Below are 18797 nucleotides of genomic sequence, written 5' to 3' on the forward strand. Positions count from 1 at the left end.
CCGACGAATCGGAACGGGCCGTGAACATTTGTCGATGTTCTGTAAGTGTTCCTTCCTAATGTCAACTTAACGACGCCGCCGGAACGCCGCGTGACGCTAGGAGGCGATCAGGCCGCCAGCAGTTGCCGCGTCGCCGCCTCGACATCGGCTTGGCGCATCAGGCTTTCGCCGACCAGGATGGCCTGGGCATGGGCGGCCGAGACACGCTCGACGTCCTCGGGCGTGAAGATGCCGCTTTCGGCGACCAGCAGGGCGCGGACGGGGCTGAGCATCGACAGGCGCTCGGTGACTTCCAGATCAACCTCGAAGGTGCGCAGCGACCGATTGTTGACCCCGACCAGATCGCCGCCCAGCGCACAGGCGCGCGCCATCTCTTCCTCGTCATGGGTTTCGATCAGGGCGTCCATACCGAAGCGCTCGGCCTCGGACAGCAGTTCGGCTGCCAGCCGATCATCGACCATGGCCAGGATGATCAGGATGCAGTCGGCGCCCAGGGCGCGGCTCTCGGCGACCTGCCAGGGATCGACCAGAAATTCCTTGCGCAGGCAGGGCATGGCGACCGCTTCGCGGGCCTGACCGAGATAGGCGTCGTCGCCCTGGAAACTGGGGCCATCGGTCAGGACCGACAGGCAGGTCGCACCGCCGGCTTCGTAGGCGCGGGCCAAGGCCGGCGGATCAAAGTCAGGACGGATCAACCCCTTGGACGGGCTGGCCTTCTTGATCTCGGCGATCAGGGCGGGGCGGCCGGTCTCTTCCTCGATGCGCTCCAAGGCTGCACGGAAACCGCGCGGTGCCGACGCGGCGCGTGCCAACGCCTCGATCGCGTCCTGCGAGGTCGCGGCCTTGCGGGCGGCGACGTCTTCGCGCTTGTAGGCGGCAATACGGTCCAGAACGTCGGTCATGCGGGGTCTTCGCTTTCCAGCGGCGTGGAGGTGATACGGGCCAGACGCTCCAGCGCCTGGGCGGCCCGGCCATCGTCGATGGCGGTGGCGGCGAGGACAGCGCCTTCGGCAAGGTCGGCCGCCCGGTCCGATACCACGAGGGCGGCGGCGGCGTTCAGCAGCACGATGTCGCGGTAGGGGCCGGCGACTCCCGCGAGCAGCGCGCGTAGGGCGACGGCGTTCTCTTCTGCATCGCCGCCACGGATGTCTGCGATGGATGCGCGCGGCAGGCCGGCGTTCTCGGGCGTGACCTGGAAGCGACGAACGGCGCCGTCCTTCCATTCCGCGACCTCCGTCGATCCGGAGGTCGCCAACTCGTCCAGGCCCTGGCCGTGCACGGTCCAGGCTCGCGTAGCACCCAGACGGCCTAGGACTTCAGCCAACGGCTCCAGCAGGCGAGGATCGTATACGCCCATGACCTGGCGTTTTGCAGACGCCGGGTTCGAAAGCGGTCCCAACAGATTGAAGACGGTGCGGAATCCGATCTCGGCCCGCACAGGGCCGACATGGCGCATGGCGCCGTGATAGGCGGGGGCGAACAGGAAGCAGATGCCGGCTTCGTCCAGCGCCTTCCTCTGCTGAGCCTGATCCGCCATCAGGTTCACGCCCAGGATCGACAGAACATCGGAAGATCCTGATTTAGATGACATAGCTCGGTTGCCGTGCTTGGCGACCTTCAGGCCCGCGCCAGCCAAAACGAGGGCGGCGGCGGTGGAGATGTTGTAGGTGTGCTGGCCGTCGCCGCCGGTGCCGCAGGTGTCGATCACCTCGTACGGATGATCCAGCGTCAGCGCCGCCTCACGCATGGCGCCGGCGAAGGCGGCGATTTCGTCCACCGTCTCGCCGCGCATCCGCATGGCGGTGACGGCGGCGGCGACCTGAGACGGGGTCGGCTCGCCGCGCAGGCAGGCGGCGAAGAAGTCGTGCGCCTGTTGCGATGTCAGCGGCTGGCCCTCGACCAGTCGGGCGAGGATCGGCTTGAATCCTTCCCCCACCGTCAGGCGGCCGCGAGGCGCTTCACGCCGGCGATCTCTAGGAAGCTGGCCAGCATGTCGTGACCGTGTTCGGTGGCGATGGATTCCGGGTGAAACTGCACGCCGTGGACCGGGCGGGTTCGGTGCTGCAGACCCATGATCTCGCCATCGGCAGTCCAGGACGTGACCTCCAGACAGTCGGGCAGGGTCTCGCGCTTAACGGCCAGCGAATGATAGCGGGTGGCGGTGAAGGGCGACGGCAGGCCGGCGAAGACGCTCTGGCCCTCATGCAGGATCGGCGAGGTCTTGCCGTGCATCAGGGTCTTGGCGCGGATTACGTCGCCGCCAAAGGCCTGGCCGATCGCCTGGTGGCCCAGGCAGACGCCCAGGATCGGCATCGACGCCGGCGCGGTCGTGATCAGCGGCAGGCAGATTCCGGCCTGATCGGGTGCGCACGGCCCGGGCGACAGCAGGACGGCGGCGGGGTTCAGCGCCCACGCCTCGTCCACCGTCAGGTCGTCATTGCGCACCACATGCGTCGGCGCGCCCAACTCCGCGAGGTAGTGGACGAGATTGTAGGTGAAGCTGTCGTAGTTATCGACGACGAGGATCATGGCTTGGCTTCTAGGCTCGACAGGCGTCCGCGCCAAGCGGGCGCGGCGGTAAAGCGCATCTTAACCCGAGCCGAAGATAAATGCGGCTGTGAAACTCGCCGCTGAAAAAGATATCGCCGCCAAGATCGCCGCCGCCAAGGCGAAGCTGGTCGTGGTCGAGACGAAGCCAAGCCCCGTCGCCGCCCTGGGCGCGGCTGCATTCGCCGCGACGGCGGCGGTGCTGATGGCGGGCGTCGTCATCGTTGGCCCCGGCGTTCACTTCGACGATCCGACAATGACCGTTACGCGCTAACGATTGCCGGTGCGGAAGCGCCAGGCGTCGTCGGCCGCCCGCATCGGCGCGCGCGCCTTGTGCTGGGTCTCGGCGTATTCGGCCACAGGATCGCTGTCGGCGACCACGCCGGCCCCGGCCTGGACAAAGATTTGATCGTCGGCGAACAGGGCGGTGCGCAGGGTGATGCAGATGTCCGCCTCGCCACCGGCCGAGATATAGCCGACGCCGCCGCCGTAACCGACGCCGCGCTTCTCGCTCTCCAGCTCGTCGATGATCTCCATCGCTCGCACCTTGGGCGCGCCCGACAGGGTGCCGGCGGGTAGGGCGGCCAGCAGGGTGTCTACGGCGTCCAGCCTGGGGTCGGCCTTGCCGCGCACGTTGGAGACGATGTGCATGACCTGGCTGTAGCGTTCGACGACGAAGCTCTCGGTCACCTCGACCGTGCCGGGTGCGGCGACCCGACCGACATCGTTGCGGCCCAGGTCCAGCAGCATCAGATGCTCGGCGCGTTCCTTGGGATCGGCCAGCAGTTCGATTTCCAGCGCCTTGTCGGCCTCGGGCGTCGCGCCGCGCATGCGGGTGCCGGCCAGAGGGCGGATGGTGACCTCGCCGTCCTTCAGCCGAACCAGAATCTCGGGGCTGGAGCCAGCCAGTTGGAAGCCCTCGAAGTTCAGATAGAACAGATAGGGCGAGGGGTTCTGGCGACGCAGGGAGCGGTAGAAGGCGAAGGGATCTTCGGTCCACGGCGCCGAAAACCGGTGGCTGAGCACGACCTGGAAGATGTCGCCGGCACCGATGTAGTCCTTGGCTTCGGCGACCATTTCGCCGAACGCGGCTTCGTCCACGGAAGAGGTGAAGGTCGGCGCCGGCGTTTCCTGCGGCGCTGCGCGGACGGGCAAGGGCTCGCGCAGCGCGGTTTCGAAGGCGTCCAATCGCGCCACGGCGGCGTCGAAGGCCTCGCGCGGGGCGATACCGGCATCGGGATAGGCGGCGGAGACCAGAACGATCTCGTGGCGCACGGAATCGAAGATGGCGACCAGTGACGGACGGGTCAGAACGGCGTCCGGCAGATCCAGCGGATCGGGGTTGGGCGCGCCCAGCGGCTCTAGCAGGCGCACCATGTCATAGCCGAAGACACCGAACAGGCCGGCGGCCATGGGCGGCAGGCCATCGGGCAGGTCGAACTTCGACGCCGCGATCAGGGCGCGCAGCGATTGCAGCGTCGGCAGTGCTTCGGGCGTAAACCGGCCCTCGGCGATGGCCGGCCCGCGCGACCGTTCGGCCGCGTTCGAACGACAGCGCCAGACGACGTCCGGGTCCAACGTCAGGATCGAATAGCGACCCTTGACTGCGCCGCCCTCGACCGATTCCAGCAGGCACGCGTAAGGCCGGTCGCGACCCAGCTTCAGATAGGCCGAGACGGGTGTTTCCAGGTCGTCGATGATCCGGCGCACCACCACCTGCGGCCGACCGGCCGAAAGGCCGACGGCGAAGGCGGCTTCCCCAGACGCAGCCTCGGTCATTGCGCCGGGGCGGCGGGTGTCGCGTCGGCCGACAGGCCCAAGGCCGAACGGGCCTGAACCGGGTCGTTCTTGGCCTTGGAGCGCTGGGCGCCGGCGGCGAAGGACGTCTCGACCATGGCCTGAACCAGTTCCTGCGTCAGGCGCGGACGAACCTGTTCGGCCAGCGGACCTGCGACGGCGGGATTGGCGGCAAGGACGTTGTCCACACGACCGACGACGTAGGCGGTCTGCGACGCGGGTTGCGAGAAGGCCTGGCCCTTGGACTGGCCGAACAGGCCCTGAAGCACACCCTGGCCCAGCGAGTCCTGCGTGGCCTGGTTGCGGACGACCCCGGTGCGGACTGTCAGGGGCGCATTGACCGAACGAGCGACGGCGGCGATGTCCTCGCCGTTGCGAACGCGGGTGGTCAGTTCCTCGGCCTTGGTCGACAGGCGACGCATCGTCTCGCGCTGGATCCATTGGGCGGCCAAGGGCTCGCGCACCTCGGCCAGGGTCGGCAGGGCCGAAGGACGGATGTCGTTCACACGCACGGCGAAATACTGGCCTTGGCCAGCGTCGATCACGTCGCTTTCGCCGCCCTTGGTCAGGCCCCAGGCCGTCTCGAAGATTTGCGGCGGGGCATTGAGCGCTTGGCCGTTGGGTAGCTTGCCGTCGCGGGTGAAGGGCGGCAGGTCGACCACACGGCCGCCGGCTTCACGGGCAGCGTCTGCCAGGTTCTTGCCAGCCGTGCGGGCGGCTTCGTACTTCTCGACCTTGGCGTAGGTCTGGGTCTTCACGTCTTCGGCGCGCAGTTCCTGGATCAGTTCTTCACGTGCGCTTTCCAGCGTCGCGGGCGCAGCGGGCTGGATGGCGGTGACCTTGGCCACCGCGAAGCCGACACCGGCCTGGACCGGATCGGAGACCTGATTGGCTTGCAGGCCGAACACGGCGCCGGCGGTCGCGGCGTCGCCGATGGCCGAGCGCGGCGTCGCATCGAAGGTGGCCGGTGTGACGTTGTTGGCGCGGCCGGCATCGGCGGGCGACTGGCCGGCGCGCAGGGCGGCGGCGATCTTCTGGGCCGCTTCACGGTTCGGCGCAGTCAAGGTGACGAAGGTGCGGGTTTCGGGCTTGCCCAGAGTGTCCTTCTTGAACTCGAAACGCTCGCGAATACGCTCATCCGTGATGGGCGTCGCGGCCGAGGCTTCAGGCGTGAACAGGACGACGGAGACCATGCGGAACTCGGGCGCGCGCAGGCGCTCGGCGTTTTCCTGAATGAAGGCGTTCAACTGGGCATCGGCCGGGGCAGGGATCTGGCCCGCCATTGCAGACGTGACCTCGAACCAGCGACCGTCGCGGCTTTCGAAGGCCGAACCGGCCAGCAGCGCGCCATAGATGCGGGGCACGCGGGCGCCGGCGAAGACGGCGGCGCCGAAATGTTCGGTGACGTATTGGTCGCGCAGGTCCTGTTCCAGCATGGCCGGGGTCAGGTTCTGCTGGGCCAGGGCGGCCTCATAGGCCTGTTGGTCGAACTGGCCGGTGACCGAGTTGAAGAAGGCCGGAATCTGACGGATCTGCTTGACGATCAGTTCCTTGCCGGGACGGATGCCCGCCTTCCAAGCCCAGTTCAGGAAGCCCAGCTGCTGGGTCTGCTCGGTCAGGAACCGGGTATGGATGTTCTCGGCGACCAGTTCCTGGTTCGTCAGAGGCCGACCGACCTGCTGCTGCAGACGTTCGCGGACCTGATCGAAGGCCGTGCGGAACTCCAACTCGTTCATCGAGCGGTCGCCCGCGTCGATCACGTGCTTCGGACCCAGGTTCGAGAACACGTCCATGCGCGCGCCGACGATCACGAAGCTGATCGCGATCAGGACAAGGAGGGCGGCCGCCCATTTGGATCGAGAGAAGGCGCGGAAGGCGGTGAGCATTCGAAAACCCGAGACTGGCCGAGATTGGGGCCGATGTTGGTGTCAGTCGACGCGTATAGTCGGGCCGGGCACGCTGCTGCAAGGACGGCATGATGTCCGGATTGCGGCGCGGCCCCTTGGCTTCGCGGTTTTCGCCTTCTAGACAGGCGGCCATGAAACAATCCGTGAAGTTGATCGTCGGCAATTGGAAGATGAATGGCCTGTCGGCCGCCTTGGCGCAGGCGGAATCGATAAGGGAGGCCGTCGGCGCAGCGGGGCAGGGGCATAGGGTCGTCCTGTGCCCGCCGGCCACACTGATCGACCGGATGCGCACGGCGTTGGCCGGAAGCGGCGTCGCCGTGGGCGGTCAGGATTGCCATGAGAAGCCGGTTGGCGCCTTCACTGGATCGGTGTCGGCGGAAATGCTTGCCGATGCGGGCGCGACCGTCGTGATTCTAGGACATTCGGAGCGCAGGGCCGCCTTTGGTGAGACCGATGCGGGTGTCGCCGCCAAGGTCGAAGCCGCCATCGCTGCGGGGCTGGAGCCCATCGTCTGCGTCGGCGAAACGCTGGAGCAACGCGAGGCGGGCGATGCCATCGCTGTGGTGTCCGCCCAAGTCGAGGCTTCCTTGCCGACAGGGCTGTCCGAGCGCGACTTCGCCGTGGCCTATGAGCCTGTATGGGCCATCGGGACCGGTCTGACGCCCACGCTGGAGCAGATCGCCGAGGTCCACGCCGCCATCCGTGCGGCCATGGTCAAGCGGTTGGGCGAGAGCGCACGAACTGCGCCCATCCTGTACGGCGGCTCGGTGAAGCCCGAGAACGCTGCTGACATCCTGGCCACGCCGGAAGTCGGTGGCGCTCTGGTCGGCGGCGCATCTCTAAAGGCCGAAGATTTCATGCCCATCGTCAAAGCCGCCGCCTGACGTTTGCTCCGGGCCGGCTTCGATGATAGAGGCCGCCGCTTGATCGGCGCAGATCCGCGCCCACATGAATGACGCCATGCTCCAGACCATCCTGCTCGTCGCCATCATCATCATCGCCGTGTCCCTGACGGGCGTGGTGCTGCTTCAACGTTCCGAGGGCGGCGCCCTAGGCATGGGCGGCGGACCGTCGGGCTTCATGACGGCGCGCGGCGCAGGCAACCTTCTGACGAAGGTGACCTGGGTCCTTGCCTTCCTGCTGTTCGGCCTGACGATCGTCCTGACCGTCGTCGGCAACATGGATCGCGCTTCGGTGTCGGTGATCGACGCCAACGCCGTCGGTTCGCTGGCCACCACGCCGAAGACCCAGCAGCAGGCGCCCGCCCAGCAACAGCCTGCCGCTCCGGCCCAGCCGACGGCTCCGTCGCTAGACGATCTGGAAGCCAGCCTGCCGTCGGCGACGACTGCGCCGGCCCAGCAGCCTACCCAGTAACGGTCAGGCCAACGATCCAACTTCCCGAAAGCGCGCCGCAGGGCGCGCTTTCTTCTTTTGATCAACAGTTCGATTCGCAGGCGGCGTGCGCGGTTCGCGAATCAGGGAGTAAGGTGTCCGCCCATGGCTCGCTATGTGTTCATCACCGGCGGCGTGGTTTCCTCGCTAGGAAAAGGCCTCGCCTCCGCCGCTCTCGGCGCTCTTCTGCAGGCGCGCGGCTACAAGGTCCGCCTGCGCAAGCTCGACCCCTATTTGAATGTCGATCCGGGCACGATGAGCCCTTATCAGCACGGCGAGGTCTTCGTGACCGACGACGGCGCCGAGACCGACCTGGACCTGGGCCACTATGAGCGGTTCACTGGGGTTTCGGCGGCCAAGTCCGACAACATCACGACCGGCCGGATCTATTCGACCATCTTGGAAAAGGAGCGGCGCGGCGACTATCTAGGCGCGACCGTCCAGGTCATTCCCCACGTCACCGACCAGATCAAATCCTTCTGCCTGACCAAGGCCCTCACCGATGACGGCGAAGAGGTCGATTTCGTGCTGGTCGAGATCGGCGGCACGGTCGGCGACATCGAAGGTCTGCCGTTCTTTGAAGCCATCCGTCAGCTGGGCCAGGACCTACCGCGCGGTCAGTCGTGTTTCGTCCACCTGACGCTGCTGCCTTTCATCAAGACTGCTGGCGAGATGAAGACCAAGCCGACGCAGCACTCGGTCAAGGAACTACGCTCCATCGGCATTCAGCCGGACATCCTGCTGTGCCGCTGCGAGTTCCCGATCCCGCCCGAGGAAAAGCGCAAGATTGGCCTGTTCTGCAACGTGCGCGAAAGCGGCGTGATCCAGGCGATGGACTCGGCCGATATCTACGCCGTGCCGCTGGACTATCACCGCGAGGGGCTGGACCGCGAAGTCCTGGCCCATTTCGGCATCGACGACGCGCCCGAGCCCGATTTGACGATGTGGCAGGAGATCGCGCGTCGCCGCCTGCATCCCGATGGCGAAGTCACCATCGCCGTGGTCGGCAAATATACGGTGCTCAAGGATGCCTATAAGTCCCTGATCGAGGCCCTGCATCACGGCGGGGTGGCCAACAACGTCAAGGTCAATATCGACTGGGTCGAGGCAGACACCTTCGAAGGCGATCCCGAGGCCTGCGAGGAGCGCTTGCAAGGCGCCCATGCCGTGCTGGTGCCCGGCGGCTTTGGCGAACGCGGCTCGGAAGGCAAGATCGAGGCGGCCCGCTTCGCCCGCGAGCGCAACATCCCCTATTTCGGCATCTGTTTCGGCATGCAGATGGCGGTGATCGAGGCGGCCCGGAACCTGGCCGGCTATCCCAAGGCCTCGTCCACCGAGTTCGGCCCGACCGCCGAGCCGGTCGTCGGCCTGATGACCGAATGGACCCAAGGCAACCAGCGGGTCCTGCGCCAGCAGGGCGGCGACCTGGGCGGCACCATGCGCCTAGGCGCCTATGATTCGACCTTGACGGCAGGATCCAAGATCGCCGAAATCTATGGCACGACCGCCATCAGTGAGCGTCACCGTCACCGCTATGAGGTCAACATCAACTATCGCGACGCGATCGAGCAGAAGGCCGGCCTGGTCTTCGCCGGCCTGTCGCCCGATGGCATCCTGCCCGAGACGGTCGAACGCCCGGACCATCCCTGGTTTATTGGCGTCCAATATCACCCGGAGCTAAAGAGTCGTCCATTCGCGCCGCACCCGCTGTTCGCGAGCTTCATCGGTGCGGCCGTGGTGCAAAGCCGCCTCGTCTGAAGAAACGCTGTTCCCCGGACTCGGTCAGGTCCGTGTTTTGCAGTATGATGCCCGGAACGGATCGATTTGACACGATCCGAGATGTGGCGGGACCGTCGATGATCGGCGAGTTGCTTTATCACCTGCACCGGCATGTTCGCCTGGTGCTGATCGCCGGCGGGCTGATGCTCGTCCTGGGTGTGGCCCTGCTCGGCTATGAGGCCGTGCGGCATATGGGCGAGCAGCCGGCCCGCCCGGTCGAAGCCGGACGGGCCTGAACCGTCAGTCGATCTTCAGCCGCATGAAGATCATCGCACCGTCAGGATCGCCGCCATAAATCGGCTCCAGCGCTGTCGGCACGCGGTTCATTGCATAGAGACCGCCGAGGCCGAACCTGACGTGTTCGGCGATCCGCCAGTCCCGCACCACGCCGACCGACGCCTTGCCGACCGTGTAGAGCGGGCCGTGCCCGCCGCCGACGCCGGGAACCAGTTCATCCGTCTCGATCCGTTCCGCACGGGCGAAGACGGTCCAGCGATCGTTCGGGTGGACGGCGGATTCCAGCAGCCAGCCGTCTTTCGACTCACCGTGGTCGTTGGTCTTGCGGCCCCAGGCCAAGGTAGAAGACCACCAGCCGTAGTCGCCTAATCGCCGTGTGTGGATAGCGCTGGCAGACCATTTGGTCTCATCCTCGTCCGGCTCCAGTTGTTCGGGCGCGGAGACATCGGCGTAGGAAGCCTGCAGCGACCATTCGTCGGTCGGGTTCCAGGCGGTTCGCACGGACCAGCTGTCCAGCCGTGGCGAATCGATGCCCCAGCGTTCCTCGCCCGGCTCGCGTCCCTTGAAGGCCGAGGTCTCGATCTTGAACCGATCATGCGCCCAGCCCAGGGTGGTCACGCCAAAGACGATATGGGTCGAGTCCAGCCAGTGGTGGGTGATCGGCGCCTCGGGACTGTCCATGGCGCTCATGCGGTGCATGAAGGCGGGCGGACCGAAGGCGGGCTCGCCAGGCAGGCCGATGTAGCCATAGACGCTGTCCTTGTCGGACAGACGCTTCGAATAGCTGGCCGACAGTTCCATGAAGAGGTCATGCGGGTGCTGGCGATCGACCAGGGGATTGATCCCGTCCGCCGTCTCGCCCGCGGCCAAAAGCAGCGGATAGCCAGACTTGCCCATCAGTGGGTCGGGGCTGAGCATGGCGCGCAGGTTCAGCGTCGAACCGTCGTCAAAATCGCGCCGCGCCGAGGTCATCAGCATGCCGGCGACGAAGGTCTTGTCGCCGCCGCGTGGCCCGGACTGGGTGTCATAGACCAGGTTCAGCATGGCATGGGTCATCACCATCCAGTCGCCCCGGACGGTGTGGATGCCGCCATGTTCGCCCGCGTCGGGTTGCCAGCCAGTGCCAGAGGCGTCGCGGCTCATGGGCCATGGGCCATAGGGGCTGGTCATCGCATGATCCATGCTGGCGTGTCCGGCCATGTCAGACGCCGGCATTGCGTCAACTGTCGGCATGGGCATGTCGTGACCGGCGTGTAGGTTCGCAGCCGGTGCGGTCGTGGTCGGTGGAGCGTGTCGGGAATGATCCTGCGCCGCCGCGGCTTGAGCCAGGGCGAGCAGGGAAACGCCGGCGCAGGCGCTGGCGAGAATACGGATAGCCATTCAAGGCCTCCTCTGATGGTCGTGACGGATTGCGCCTGCGAGAGGCGCGAGCGGTGTCAGACGATCAGGAGGCGGGGTGGGCCGGGTTCGGGCGACAGCAGCCGACCAGCGGGCATGTCGATCAGCACGGCGGCAAGACGCGCGGGCGAGACCTTCAAGCCGGACAGGGGCGCGGGATCCAGTGTCGGCGTCGCCACGCAGGCGACGCAGCAGATCATCGCCTTCATGGCCTTCGGGACGTGGCTGGGAGCCTCACCCGGCATGGTCTGGCTTGTTTCATGACATGGCGCGGCGGCAGGCGACGCGGACGCGCCGACCGTGCCGAGCGCCAGCACTGCCAGGGCGCCGATCAGCAGCAACAGGGATTGAAGGATCTTCACCGGATCAGGATAGGCGTCGAGGCGATGCGTCGCAATGCGTCAACGCGTCGGCTTCTTGTCCACCAGCGGCAGGCCGGAGGCGTCGGGTGCGGCCGAGCCGCCTTCGTTTAACGCCCGCTGCATGAAGACGACGTCGCGCCAGTCGTCATGCTTCCACCCCGCCGCCTTGAACACGCCAGCGTCGGCGAATCCGCGCGTCCGATGCAGGGCGATGGACCCGGTGTTCTCCGAATCGCCGATGACCGCGACCATCTGACGAAGCCCCATCGCCTCACACCGTGCGATCAGCGCATCGAGCAGGGCGCCGGCGACGCCGCGTCCCCGGGCCCAGGGCGCGACATAGATCGAGTCCTCGACCATGTAGCGATAGGCCTGACGAGTACGGAACGGCCCGGCATAGGCGTAGCCTGCGACCGTGCCGCCGATCTCGACCACAAGGCGCGGCAAACGCAAGGCTTCGATCGCCGCAAGCCGTGACGCCATCTCGATCTCGTCGGGCGCTTCCAGTTCGAATGTGCCGCGACCGTTGGCGACGCTCTCGGCGTAGATGGCTGTGATTGCGGCGATGTCGTCGGGACGGGCGTCGCGAACCGTCAGTCCGCTCACGCCTTCTCCCACCCCTTGTCGATCGCCCAGACAGCGAAGGCGTAGTCGTGGGCGACTTCCTTCAGATAGTCGAACCGGCCGGCCGCGCCGCCGTGCCCGGCCTCCATATTGATCTTCAACAGCACGGGCTTGCCCGAAGTGGTGGCGGGTCGCAGCTTGGCGACCCACTTTTCAGGCTCCCAATAGGTGACGCGCGGATCGGACAGACCGCCAGTGGCCAGCACCGCCGGATAGGCCTTGGGCTCGACCTGATCATAGGGGCTGTAGCTGAGCATATAGTCGTAGGCCGCCGGGTCCTCGATCGGGTTGCCCCACTCGGGCCATTCGGGCGGCGTCAGGGGCAGGGAGGTGTCGCTCATGGTGTTGATCACGTCCACGAACGGCACCTGGCCGATAACGCCGGCCCACAGGTCGGGGCGCATGTTGTTGACTGCGCCCATCAGCAAGCCGCCGGCCGAGCCGCCCTGGGCGACGATGTTTCCGGTTGCGGCGTATTTGCGGTCGATCAGATGTTCGGCGGCGGCGATGAAGTCGGTGAAGGTGTTCTTCTTCGTCATCTTCCGCGCGTCGAGGAACCAGCCCCAGCCCTTGTCCGAGCCGCCCCGGATGTGAGCGATGGCGTAGATCCAGCCGCGATCGACCAGCGACAGCCGGTTGGTCGAGAAGCTGGCGGGCATGGGGATGCCGTAGGAGCCGTAGCCGTAGAGCAGCAGCGGCGCCGACCCATCGACCGGCGTTGATTTGCGACGCAGCACCGTCACCGGCACCAACTGACCATCGGACGCGGGGGCGTTCAGCCGCTCGACCACATAGTCCGCGATATCGTGGCCCGAGGGGATCTGCTGGGTCTTGCGCATGGTCCGCTCGCGCGTCGCCATGTCGTAGTCGAAGGTCTGGGTCGGGGTGGACGGCGAGTTGTAGGCATAGCGGGTGGTCGTCGTCTCGAACTCGGATGCGCCGGCCAGCGACAAGGCGAAGGCGGGTTCATCGACGGCGATCTCGTGCTCCTCGCCGGCGCGGTCGCGGATGATGATGCGGGTGTTGGCGTCGGCGCGTTCCTGGCGAGCGAGGTGGTCGTTCGTCAAGTCGAGGCCTTCGATGAAGCGGCCGGGCGTGTGCGGGACGAGGTCGGTCCAATTGGATTTGGCAGGCGTCGCGGTCGGGGCCTGGACGATCTTGAAGTCGATGGCTTCGTCGGCGTTGGTGCGGATCACCCAGCGGTCGCCCCAGTGATCAGCATCGTAGCGGAGGGCGACAACGCGCGGTTCCAGCACCACGGGTTCGGCCGTCGGCGTGGCGGCGGGGATATAGCGCGCCTCCGACGTGTCCTGGTTCTGGATGCCGATGACGATGAACTGGTCGTCGGCCGTGCGTCCGACGCCGATAAACATGCCGTCGTCGGCTTCTTCATAGACCAGGGTGGTCTCGCCGCCGCGCGCAGGGCGTCGGAAGATCTTGTCGGGACGGCCGTTGTCATCGCGGTTGGTCCAGAAGATCCACTGGCTGTCCGGCGAAAAGACGAAGTCGCCTGTGGCGCTGTCGATCACGGCGGGCAGGACTTCGCCGCTCGCCAAATCCTTGACGTAGATTTTGTGGACCTCGGAACCCTGCGCATCCTCGGCATACGCGAACAGGGTGTGATCCGGGCTGTGGCTTGCGGCCGAGACTTCGGAATAGGCCTTGCCCTTGGCCAGTTCGTTGGCGTCCAGCAGCAGTTGGGGCGTGGGGGCCATGACGAAGTTCTTCGTCACCGGCTGACCATCGACCATCCACGTGCCCTGACGCTCGACCCGCATGTAGCGGGGATGCTGATCGCCAGTCTGATATTCGACGTAGTAGTTCCAATCGCCGTGCGGCGCTGGGACGGAGCTGTCGTCTTCCTTGATGCGGCCGCGCATCTCTCCAAACATCGTCTGCTGCAGGGGCAGGGTGGAGGCCATCATGGCCTCGCGATAGGCGTTCTCCGCCGTCAGATGTTCCTTGACCTCGGCCTTGATCAGGGTCGGGTCCCGCAGCACGGCCTGCCAGTTGTCGTCCTTCATCCATTGATAGTCGTCGGTGCGGGTGCGGCCCAGCTGTTCGATGACGACGGGAATCTTCTTGGCGACGGGCGGTTGAGGCATGGGGGATCCGGTGGACTGGCGGGCGAGCGCCGGGGAGGCCGAGGCGGCGAGCGCTGTCGCAGCGGTTGACATGATCAGTTGCCGACGATTCATCGGTCGCTCCCCCCAAGATAGTCGAAGGGCGAAGTTTGGGCGCGACGGGCGTCGAACGTCAAATGAAGAAACGCCGCAACGCCTAGCCGGCCAAGGCGTCCACCGTCATCCGTTGTAGCAGTTCGCCCCCTTGGCCGATGGCCGCCAGACGGCTGGAGACATGGCCCAGCACATTGGCCGCATAGACTTCATAGAGGTCCAGCTTGCCTTGCAGCCAGGCCGGGTCGCCGTCCTGCGCCTCCAGCTTCGTCTTCGCCGCCAGCGCGCCCTTGGCCAGCATCCAGCCGCCGACGACATCGCCCAGCAGCTTCAGGTAGGCGTCTGCGGCCGCCAGGACATCGGCCGCCGCACTCGGATCGGCCTTCTGATCCAGCAGCCACAAGGTCGCGTCCTCGACGGCCTCGATCGCTGTTGCGAACCGTTCAACCGGCTTTCCGCTGTAGAGACCGCCCAGATCGACCAGGGTCGCCTTCATGTCGGCGATCAGCGCCTTGGCCGATTCGCCGCCGTCCATCGACAGCTTTCGCCCGACCAAGTCCATGGCCTGGATGCCGTTGGTGCCTTCGTAGATCGGAGCGATGCGGGCGTCGCGATAGTATTGGGCGGCACCCGTTTCCTCGATGAAGCCCATGCCGCCGTGGACCTGGACCCCCATCGAGGCGACCTCGCAGCCGACATCGGTGGACCAGGCCTTGGCGATGGGAGTGAACAGGTCTTCGCGACCCTTCCAGCGACGACGTTCCTCTTCGGTCCCAGCGTGTTTCGCCAGATCGGCGGCGACGCCGGTGGACAGGCAGATGGCGCGCGCGGCCGAAATCTTGGCCTTCATCACACTGAGCATCCGGCGCACGTCGGGATGGTCGAAGATCGGGGCGTTGGCTTCGCCGGTCCAGACCGAACGGCCCTGGCGACGGTCCAGCGCATAGGCGAGGGCGTGTTGATAGGCCCGTTCGGCGATGCCGACGCCCTCGACGCCGACCGCCAGACGCGCGGCGTTCATCATCACGAACATATGGGCCAGGCCCTGGTTCGGCTGACCGACCAGTTCGGCGGTGGCACCCTCATAGCTCATGACGCAGGTGGGCGAGGCGTGGATGCCCAGCTTGTGCTCGACGCCGACCGGGCGGAAGGCGTTGCGGTCGCCCAGGGTCCCGTCGTCCTTGACGGCGAACTTGGGCGTCAGGAACAGGCTGATGCCTTTCGGCCCCTTGGGTGCGTCAGGCAGGCGGGCCAAGACCAGATGGATAATGTTGTCGGTGGCGTCGTGGTCCCCCCAGGTGATGAAGATCTTCTGGCCGTTCAGGGCGTAGGTGCCGTCGCCGTTCGGCGTGGCGGTGGCGGTCAGGGAGCCCAGGTCCGAGCCTGCACCCGGCTCGGTCAGGACCATGGCGCCCGTCCATTCGCCGCTGACCAGCTTGGTCAGATATTTGACCCTCTGCTCGTCCGTCCCGACCTGCTCCAATGCCTCGATGGAGGCCAGCGACAGCATGGGGCACAGGCCGAAGGCCATATTGGCGGCATGGACGGTCTCGTAAGCCGCCAGTTCCAACGCCTTGGGCAAGGCCTGGCCGCCAGCCTCGGTCGAGGCGGACAGGCTGGTCCATCCCCCAGCCGCAAACTGTCGATAGGCGTCGGCAAAGCCCGGTGCGGCGGTGACCGAGCCGTTGGCGTAGGTCGAACCCTTTTGGTCGCCGATCCGGTTCAGGGGCGCCAGCACCTCTTCGGAGAACTGTCCCGCCGCTTCCAACACGGCGCCCGCGACGTCGGAGTCATAGTCGGGGAAGGCGCCGGTCGCCGCCACATCGGCCATGCCGGCGACCGCCTCCAGGGTGAAGGCCAAGTCTCGAACGGGGGCGCGGTAGGTCATGGGTTTCCTCAATCGTCTTTGCGGCCTAAGTGCCGCGTCGGGGCTGGTCGCTGCAAGCGTCTTGGCGACGCGCCCCGTCTCAGTGCAAGGTGGCTCAGTGCCAAGTGTCTGGGCGCAAGGTGACGCAGTGCCGTCACGGAAGGGAAGACATGGGCGAACCCCGAAATCGATATTCGAGCGTTTCTCTGTTTCTGCATTGGGGCATCGCCCTGGCTGTTCTGATCCAGGTGCTGCTGATCACGGCGCATGAGAATACGGAAGGGCCGATCTCAGGCCAGTTCGTGATGCTGCACAAGTCGCTGGGCCTGACGATCCTGACGCTGACCCTGGCGCGGATCGGCTGGCGTCTGGCCCATCCGGCTATTCCCTTGCCATCTGACCTGCCGCGCTGGCAGCGGATGGCCGCGCGGGTCAGCCATGTGCTGTTCTATCTGGCGCTGATCGTCATTCCCATGACCGGCTGGCTGGCGTCTTCGGCCGGGGGACGCGCGATCGAATGGTTCGGCCTGTTTTCATGGCCGCTGCTGCCCATCGGCGGGGGGCGCGATGCGGCGCGCAGCCTGATGGGGCTGCATGGGCTGGCGGTGAAGGGGCTCTATGTCCTGATCGCCCTGCATATCCTGGCGGCGTTGAAGCATCAGTTCATCGACCGGGACAATGTGCTGCACCGGATGATCCCGATCATCCCCCGCCGACCGTGAGCGATACCCCGGATCAGGCGGCGAAGGCGCTGGCGAACGGCGATCTGATCCTGCTGCCGACCGAGACCGTCTATGGTCTGGGCGCCGATGCGAGCAATGCCCAAGCGGTTGCCGCCATCTTCGCCGCCAAGGGACGGCCGAGGTTCAATCCGCTGATTTCCCACGTTGTCGATGCGGATGCCGCCGCCGCCATCGGAGAATTTGGTTCACCGGCTCGTATTTTGGCCGAGGCTTTCTGGCCCGGTCCGCTCACGCTCGTCACGCCGGTTCGGGACGCCACGCGGGTCTGCGATCTTGCGCGCGCCGGGTTGGACAGCGTGGCGATCCGCGTGCCCGCCCATCCGATGGCGAGAGCGGTGTTGGCGGCGTTCGGTGGTCCTGTCGTGGCGCCGTCGGCCAATCGCTCTGGCCGGCCAAGCCCGACGACGTTCGCCGATGCCGTGGACGAAACTGGCTTTGCGGTGGCCACTGCGATCGATGGCGGGGCTTGCCAGGTCGGGCTGGAGAGCACGGTCGTGTCGGTGCTGGACGGCCGTGTCGCCCTGCTGCGGCCGGGCGCTGTCACCCGGTCCGAGATCGAGGCGATCGTCGGTCCGTTGGCGGACAGCGGGGAGGGGCATCGTTCTCCCGGGCGGTTGGCTCTGCACTACGCGCCGGACGCCCCGGTCAGGATCGAGGCGCATGAGGTGAAGACCGGCGAAATCCTGCTGGGGTTCGGCGCCGGCATCGGCGATCCGCGCTGGAGTTTGAGTTCGTCAGGCGACCTGCGGGAAGCGGCGGCCAATCTGTTTCGGCTTTTGCGCGAGGCGGACCGAACCAAGCCGGTCGGGATCGCTGTGTCGCCGATCCCGATGACGGGATTGGGCGAGGCCATCAATGATCGGTTGAGGCGGGCGGCGGGCTTCGTCGGTTAGCCGAACCGGGCCTGCAGATCGACGCTGGACTGACGGCCGACACTGGGCAGACAGGTCATCAGCCAGTCATCGGCGGCGGCGCGACCGCGCACCTTCAAATCGTTGAGGAAGCTCCATTCGGTGTTGAACTTGGACCGCAGCGACAGGTCCGACAGCCAGCCGTCCGCCTCTATGGCGTGCAGGCGGACGTGACGATAGGGGCCCGAACCGCCGCCCTTGAGTTGACCGTGAGCGATCATCTCGCCAGCCAGGGCGATGGCGCGCAGTTCGGCGACCAAGGGGGCGTTGAAGACGATCTCGTTCAGCCGATCCACGATGTCCCCAGCGCTACGAGGCGTTTCGTCGCGGGCCAGCGGGTTCAGCGTCACCAGCAGAACGTCGTCGGGCGTGTCGTCGCCCGTCAGGGGCCAGAGCGGCGGATTGGTCAGATAACCGCCGTCCCAGTACGGCTCGCCGTCGATCTCCACCGCCTGGAACAGATGCGGCAGACAGGCGGAGGCCATCAGGACATCGGCGTTGATTTCGGGCGTTTCGAATAGCCGGGTCTTGCCTTGGCGCACGGCCGTGGCGGCGACGAACAGTCTGATGTCCGAGGCTTGAACCGCGCCGAAATCGACCGCCGCCTTCAGCACCCGTTTCAGAGGATTGTGGTTCAGAGGATTGAATTCATAGGGGCTCATGGACATTGCCAGCGTCTCGCCGGCGCGCCAGAAGGGATTGTCCTTGATCCAGTCAGGTGGTTGGGCGGCGTTCCACATTGCGCTGTCGCCAAAGACGTTGCGGCCGCCGGATTGATTCACCTCGCGCCACAGCTTGTCCAGCGCCGCACGGGCGTCGCCGGTCGCGAGGCCGGACACCAGGGCTGCGCCGTTCATGGCCCCGGCCGAGACGCCGGACACCGCCCGAACATCCAGCCGGTCGTCTTCCAGCAGCCGGTCGAGCACGCCCCATTGAAAGGCCCCGTGCGCGCCGCCGCCCTGAAGCGCGAGGCAGACGGGGCGACGGCCCGTGGGAGCGGGAAGACCTTCCGCCGGTTGGGCGGTCTTGCGTTTGAAGATCGCCATGGTCGCCCCG

The 18797-nt window shown here is 66.4% G+C and carries 18 protein-coding genes; 7 read left to right on the forward strand and 11 right to left on the reverse strand.

Features of this window, described 5'->3' with window-relative positions:
* Positions 1-107: 107 nt before the first annotated feature.
* Genes trpC through CHRYSEO8AT_RS14515 form a run of 3 tightly spaced genes read right to left on the reverse strand, consistent with a single transcriptional unit; the run spans position 108 to position 2529 of the window.
* Positions 108-902 carry an indole-3-glycerol phosphate synthase TrpC gene (gene trpC, locus CHRYSEO8AT_RS14505; protein ID WP_159851188.1) on the reverse strand — a complete coding sequence of 265 codons (795 nt, stop codon included), beginning with the start codon at positions 900-902 and terminating at the stop codon, positions 108-110.
* The gene (trpD, locus tag CHRYSEO8AT_RS14510; RefSeq protein ID WP_159851190.1) at positions 899-1936 is read right to left on the reverse strand and encodes an anthranilate phosphoribosyltransferase; all 1038 of its coding nucleotides are present in this window, start codon (positions 1934-1936) and stop codon (positions 899-901) included. The genes trpC and trpD overlap by 4 nt, the downstream gene beginning before the upstream one ends.
* Positions 1937-1938: 2 nt before the next feature.
* Positions 1939-2529: an aminodeoxychorismate/anthranilate synthase component II gene (locus CHRYSEO8AT_RS14515; RefSeq protein ID WP_159851192.1), complete on the reverse strand. Its 591-nt coding sequence runs from the start codon at positions 2527-2529 to the stop codon at positions 1939-1941.
* Positions 2530-2617: 88 nt separating this feature from the next.
* On the opposite strand from CHRYSEO8AT_RS14515, the gene CHRYSEO8AT_RS14520 reads away from it, so the two are divergent.
* Complete coding sequence (locus CHRYSEO8AT_RS14520; RefSeq protein WP_236547551.1) at positions 2618-2821, forward strand: peptidoglycan-binding protein; 204 nt, start codon at positions 2618-2620, stop codon at positions 2819-2821.
* Here the strand turns inward: CHRYSEO8AT_RS14520 and trpE are convergent.
* Together trpE and CHRYSEO8AT_RS14530 are read right to left on the reverse strand one after the other, a co-directional pair.
* On the reverse strand, positions 2818-4326 hold the full coding sequence (gene trpE / locus CHRYSEO8AT_RS14525) for an anthranilate synthase component I (RefSeq protein WP_159851194.1): 1509 nt from the start codon (positions 4324-4326) through the stop codon (positions 2818-2820). The two genes, CHRYSEO8AT_RS14520 and trpE, sit on opposite strands and share 4 nt — an antisense overlap.
* Complete coding sequence (locus CHRYSEO8AT_RS14530) at positions 4323-6230, reverse strand: peptidylprolyl isomerase (RefSeq protein ID WP_159851196.1); 1908 nt, start codon at positions 6228-6230, stop codon at positions 4323-4325. Before CHRYSEO8AT_RS14530 ends, trpE begins: the two co-directional genes overlap by 4 nt.
* 152 nt (positions 6231-6382) lie before the next feature.
* Between CHRYSEO8AT_RS14530 and tpiA the strand changes: the two genes are divergently transcribed.
* From tpiA to CHRYSEO8AT_RS14550, 4 genes are all read left to right on the forward strand, one after another.
* On the forward strand, positions 6383-7135 hold the full coding sequence (gene tpiA, locus CHRYSEO8AT_RS14535; protein WP_159851198.1) for a triose-phosphate isomerase: 753 nt from the start codon (positions 6383-6385) through the stop codon (positions 7133-7135).
* Between the two features lie 64 nt (positions 7136-7199).
* Positions 7200-7625: a preprotein translocase subunit SecG gene (gene secG, locus CHRYSEO8AT_RS14540; RefSeq protein ID WP_159851200.1), complete on the forward strand. Its 426-nt coding sequence runs from the start codon at positions 7200-7202 to the stop codon at positions 7623-7625.
* Positions 7626-7748: 123 nt separating this feature from the next.
* A complete protein-coding gene (locus CHRYSEO8AT_RS14545) occupies positions 7749-9401 on the forward strand; it encodes a CTP synthase (RefSeq protein ID WP_159851202.1) in 1653 nt (550 codons plus the stop codon).
* Between the two features lie 98 nt (positions 9402-9499).
* A complete protein-coding gene (locus tag CHRYSEO8AT_RS14550; RefSeq protein ID WP_236547552.1) occupies positions 9500-9658 on the forward strand; it encodes a hypothetical protein in 159 nt (52 codons plus the stop codon).
* 4 nt (positions 9659-9662) lie between these two features.
* Here the strand turns inward: CHRYSEO8AT_RS14550 and CHRYSEO8AT_RS14555 are convergent, their stop codons facing one another.
* From CHRYSEO8AT_RS14555 to CHRYSEO8AT_RS14575, 5 genes are all read right to left on the reverse strand, one after another.
* A complete protein-coding gene (locus tag CHRYSEO8AT_RS14555; RefSeq protein WP_159851206.1) occupies positions 9663-11039 on the reverse strand; it encodes a hypothetical protein in 1377 nt (458 codons plus the stop codon).
* Between the two features lie 56 nt (positions 11040-11095).
* Positions 11096-11419, reverse strand: coding sequence for a hypothetical protein (locus CHRYSEO8AT_RS14560; protein WP_159851208.1), 324 nt, complete (start codon positions 11417-11419; stop codon positions 11096-11098).
* A 39-nt stretch (positions 11420-11458) separates the two neighbouring features.
* Positions 11459-12016 (reverse strand): GNAT family N-acetyltransferase, encoded by a 558-nt coding sequence (locus CHRYSEO8AT_RS14565; protein WP_159851762.1) that lies wholly within the window; start codon positions 12014-12016, stop codon positions 11459-11461.
* A gap of 5 nt (positions 12017-12021) precedes the next feature.
* On the reverse strand, positions 12022-14241 hold the full coding sequence (locus CHRYSEO8AT_RS14570) for a S9 family peptidase (RefSeq protein WP_159851210.1): 2220 nt from the start codon (positions 14239-14241) through the stop codon (positions 12022-12024).
* Between the two features lie 82 nt (positions 14242-14323).
* Positions 14324-16108, reverse strand: coding sequence for an acyl-CoA dehydrogenase (locus tag CHRYSEO8AT_RS14575; protein ID WP_159851212.1), 1785 nt, complete (start codon positions 16106-16108; stop codon positions 14324-14326).
* Positions 16109-16257: 149 nt separating this feature from the next.
* On the opposite strand from CHRYSEO8AT_RS14575, the gene CHRYSEO8AT_RS14580 reads away from it, so the two are divergent.
* Together CHRYSEO8AT_RS14580 and CHRYSEO8AT_RS14585 are read left to right on the forward strand one after the other, a co-directional pair.
* The gene (locus CHRYSEO8AT_RS14580; RefSeq protein WP_159851214.1) at positions 16258-16809 is read left to right on the forward strand and encodes a cytochrome b; all 552 of its coding nucleotides are present in this window, start codon (positions 16258-16260) and stop codon (positions 16807-16809) included.
* Positions 16806-17723 carry an L-threonylcarbamoyladenylate synthase gene (locus CHRYSEO8AT_RS14585; RefSeq protein WP_159851216.1) on the forward strand — a complete coding sequence of 306 codons (918 nt, stop codon included), beginning with the start codon at positions 16806-16808 and terminating at the stop codon, positions 17721-17723. The genes CHRYSEO8AT_RS14580 and CHRYSEO8AT_RS14585 overlap by 4 nt, the downstream gene beginning before the upstream one ends.
* On the opposite strand, the gene CHRYSEO8AT_RS14590 is transcribed toward CHRYSEO8AT_RS14585, so the two are convergent.
* The gene (locus CHRYSEO8AT_RS14590; RefSeq protein WP_159851218.1) at positions 17720-18787 is read right to left on the reverse strand and encodes a patatin-like phospholipase family protein; all 1068 of its coding nucleotides are present in this window, start codon (positions 18785-18787) and stop codon (positions 17720-17722) included. The two genes, CHRYSEO8AT_RS14585 and CHRYSEO8AT_RS14590, sit on opposite strands and share 4 nt — an antisense overlap.
* Positions 18788-18797 lie beyond the last annotated feature (10 nt).

The organism is Brevundimonas sp. G8, from assembly GCF_902506205.1.
In the GTDB taxonomy this organism is placed as follows: Bacteria; Pseudomonadota; Alphaproteobacteria; order Caulobacterales; family Caulobacteraceae; genus Brevundimonas.